Annotated in this window: 4 protein-coding genes; 1 reads left to right on the forward strand and 3 read right to left on the reverse strand. The window is 69.0% G+C overall.

What is annotated here, in order from left to right; translation table 11 throughout:
* A partial coding sequence (locus AC5LSR_RS08495; protein ID WP_493468325.1) for an agmatine deiminase family protein occupies positions 1-696 on the reverse strand: 696 nt, incomplete at its 3' end.
* A gap of 65 nt (positions 697-761) precedes the next feature.
* On the opposite strand from AC5LSR_RS08495, the gene AC5LSR_RS08500 reads away from it, so the two are divergent.
* On the forward strand, positions 762-1,715 hold the full coding sequence (locus AC5LSR_RS08500; RefSeq protein ID WP_250286302.1) for a nitrilase-related carbon-nitrogen hydrolase: 954 nt from the start codon (positions 762-764) through the stop codon (positions 1,713-1,715).
* A 373-nt stretch (positions 1,716-2,088) separates the two neighbouring features.
* Here the strand turns inward: AC5LSR_RS08500 and AC5LSR_RS08505 are convergent, their stop codons facing one another.
* Both AC5LSR_RS08505 and AC5LSR_RS08510 read right to left on the reverse strand, forming a co-directional pair.
* Entirely contained in the window at positions 2,089-2,748 is a 660-nt protein-coding gene (locus tag AC5LSR_RS08505) for a nucleotidyl transferase AbiEii/AbiGii toxin family protein (protein ID WP_250286304.1), read from the reverse strand.
* Positions 2,749-2,756: 8 nt separating this feature from the next.
* The gene (locus AC5LSR_RS08510; protein WP_250286307.1) at positions 2,757-3,104 is read right to left on the reverse strand and encodes a hypothetical protein; all 348 of its coding nucleotides are present in this window, start codon (positions 3,102-3,104) and stop codon (positions 2,757-2,759) included.
* Positions 3,105-3,356 lie beyond the last annotated feature (252 nt).

Consider the following 3,356-nt stretch of genomic DNA (forward strand, 5'->3'; position numbering starts at 1 on the left):
GGGCTGGGCGTGCACGGCAATGGGGCCGGTCGGCGTGAACGCGGCAACGATGTCGATATGGCCGCGGGTGCCGAGGCGGTGGTAGTCGGCGGTCAGACCACGCGGCAGCCAGACCGCGTGACGGGTGCCAAGCTGTGCGTGTATCTCGGCCCCGACCTGTTCCCGGCTCCAGCCCGGGTTCCGGCGGGGGTCGAGTTGCACCGTCTCGGTGAGCAGCACCGTCCCCGCCCCGTCGACATGGAAACCGCCGCCTTCGTTCGTGAGCGCCGAGCGGCGTGGTGTCGCGCCGGCCTGTACGGCGAGGTCCGCCCCGAGCCCGGCGTCGGCCTCCCACGTCGCCCAGTCCTGGGCGCCCCAGCCGTTGAAGACCCAGTCCACCGCCCCCAGGCGGGTCCCGTCCTCGATGGTGAACGTCGGGCCGGTGTCGCGGATCCACGCGTCGTCCAGCTCCCGTTCCACCACCCGCACACCCGGCCCGGCCAGCCGCGCCGCCACCGCGCCCTGGCCGGGGTGGGCGACGAGCGTCACCGGCTCGTACCCGGCGACCAGCCGGGCGACGCCGGCCCAGGCCGAACGGGCCGCGCCGAGCGTCTGGGAGCCCTCCGGGCCGAACGTGGCGCTGGGGGGTGGAAAGGCCATCCAGGTGCGTGCGTGCGGCTCCCACTCCGCGGGCATCCGTCGCGACAAGACGCTCACCTCCGTCCTGATGGCAGCCGCGCAGCGCGGGAGCAGGGGGGCCGGGGGCATGGGAGCATCGACGCATGCTGACGGTTACCAGTATCGGGACACGTACGTCGCCCGCGCGCGTCAGCCCTCCGGCCCGCCCCCCGTTCCGTCTCGGTGCCGTACAGCAGCGCTGGCATCGCGACCCGGCCGAACACGCGGCGGCGCTGCGTGACGGCGCGCGGATCGCGGCCGAGCTGGGAGCGGAGCTGATCTGTTTCCAGGAGCTCACCCTGTCGCGGTACTTCGCCGACGTCCGTCCGCAGGACAGCCCGGCGGCTCTCGCCGAGAGCGTCGAGGACGGGCCGACGCGCCGGTTCGCCGCTTCGCTGGCCGCGGAGCTGGACGTCCCGGTGCACGCCTCGCTCTACGAGCGGGCCGACGGCGACGGCGACGACGGCGACGACGGACTCGGCTACAACACGGCCATCGCCGTCGCGCCGGACGGCGCGCTGCTGGCGCGCACCCGCAAGCTGCACATTCCGGTTACGGCCGGCTACTACGAGGACCGTTACTTCCGTGGGGGACCCGCCGGGCCGGCGGCCTATCCGGTCCTCGGCCTGGGAGCGGCCCGGTTCGGCTTCCCCACCTGCTGGGACCAGTGGTTTCCGGAGCTGGCCCGCGCCTATTCTCTCGCCGGTGCCGACGTCCTGGTGTATCCCACGGCCATCGGCTCCGAACCGGACCACCCGGGATTCGACACCCGGCCGCTGTGGCAGCAGGTCATCGTCGGGAACGGTATCGCCAACGGCACCTTCATGGTGGCGGTCAACCGGATCGGCTCGGAAGGCACGCTGACCTTCTACGGCAGTTCGTTCATCTCGGATCCCTACGGCCGGGTTCTCGTGCAGGCCCCCCGCGACGAACCCGCCGTGCTCGTCGCCGACCTCGACCTCGACCAGAGACGTGACTGGCTCGACCTGTTCCCGTTCCTCACCACGCGCCGCCCGGACGCCTACACACCACTGGCCGAGCCCGCCACCCCCCGATAGCGCCTGTTCGAGCCGCGCCACGGGGCGGCGGCTCCGAATCTTTCCGCTGGAAAGCAAGGTCCGGCGACGACGGCGAAGGGCACGGCCATCGGCCGCCGTGAATCACTGGACGCGGAAGCTACCGTCAGGCGGAGCACCGGTGAATACGGAACGTGTGCGGCGCCGGTACCGGCCACGGTATATGTTGTGATATCCGTACCGATGACACGAGGGTTGTCGACAATCTCGGCAAGATCAGCGTCAGGTACCCATTCCTTCACTATCGGTCATGCTAGCTAGCATGACCGATAGTTCGGCATGATCAGCAGTGGGAGATCGCGATCCGTGAGGGTAGGTCGCGTACCCGAGCGGTTCTCGGTCTGGCCGGCTCGGGTTAGCCGAATCCGGGCTTCTCGGCAAGCAGACGCCTCCGCCAGTCGGCGAACCGTTGGCGCATTTCGGCGATCGCACGGGGGTCGGCGCCATACTCGGCGAACGCCGTATCGGTGATCTGTGTCAGCGCGCCGAGCGCATCAGCGAAGATCAGGGGGTCGAAGCCGGGATCGGTCGCGGCGGCCAGTTCGAGCAGGTCCTCACGCGAGTAACGACCGCTCATGATGGCGGCATCGACATCGAGAAAGTCACGCTGCATGGCGCGTCCGAACAGGGCACACATCTTGTTCGCTATGGCGTCGTCCGCATGCAGGACGGGCCCGATATCAAGCTGAATCGGATCGTGTGCCCGCCAGTCCGCAGAGAGTTCGACCTTCTCGGCCGTACCGTCGGACGGGTCGGCCACCATCAACCGAGCGAATGTTTCGGCCCGCATGGCGATCGATATCACGTACCCGGCTGCCTCCAGAGCGGAGACGACCGCCGACGTCAACTCCGGGAACTCGTTACGGCACTGCCAACTGGTGAACAGGTCGACATCCCCGCTCGGGCGGGAGCCCATCCCGTGCGCCTGGACCGCATAGCCACCCGCGAGCGCGAGCCCGTACCGTTCCCCGGCAGCCAGAGCGATCTTCGTGATCCTTTCGTGTCGGGGCTCCATGCCTGCGCCTACGCGGTGGCGGTGACCCGGCTGATTTCGGCGAGAACCGGGAATTTCTGCTCCCAGGCTCTCCTGAGCTGCGCCGGCAGCCACAGCAACGCCCACAGGCGCCGCAGCATCCCGGCGTTCAGGTACGTGTAGAGGTCCTGTGGGCTGGCCGCCTCGAGGAGGACGGCGCGGTAGAGGTCGACGACCCTGCCGGGAGCGTCAAGATCGTACTCGGCGTTGCCGGACCAGTCCAGGTGCGCTGGCAGCCGGACGACACCGGACGACGGCCCGCGCAGCAGGTCCAGGCTCCCCGCGACGGCATAGGGTCGCTGATAGCGGGACGTCGGCGCTCCACGCGTGTCAGCCATGATTACAAGCCTACCGTCAGCCGAAGACGATCGGCCGAGATGTGCCGCAAGCCCTGCCCACGCTCCGATATGAGGTGGCAGTACGGTCCTGGCGGGGTAGGGGGCGTCGAGCGGCGGCAACCGCTGGCCCTTGCTGGGTGAGAAGGCTGTCGGCTGGATCAGCGGGCGGATGCCTCCGCTACCCGTCACGCCACGGCTGGTACCAAGGCTCATCATACTAGCTAACATGATAGCTAGTATGATAGCTAGTAT

The sequence above is a fragment of the Protofrankia sp. CiP1_Cm_nod4 genome (assembly GCF_982290645.1).

What these genes read in the sequence shown, in the direction of transcription:
- AC5LSR_RS08500 (WP_250286302.1), top strand. Translation starts at nt 762, where the DNA reads ATGCTGACGGTTACCAGTATCGGGACACGTACGTCGCCCGCGCGCGTC.
- AC5LSR_RS08505 (WP_250286304.1), bottom strand. Translation starts at nt 2,748, where the DNA reads ATGGAGCCCCGACACGAAAGGATCACGAAGATCGCTCTGGCTGCCGGG.
- AC5LSR_RS08510 (WP_250286307.1), bottom strand. Translation starts at nt 3,104, where the DNA reads ATGGCTGACACGCGTGGAGCGCCGACGTCCCGCTATCAGCGACCCTAT.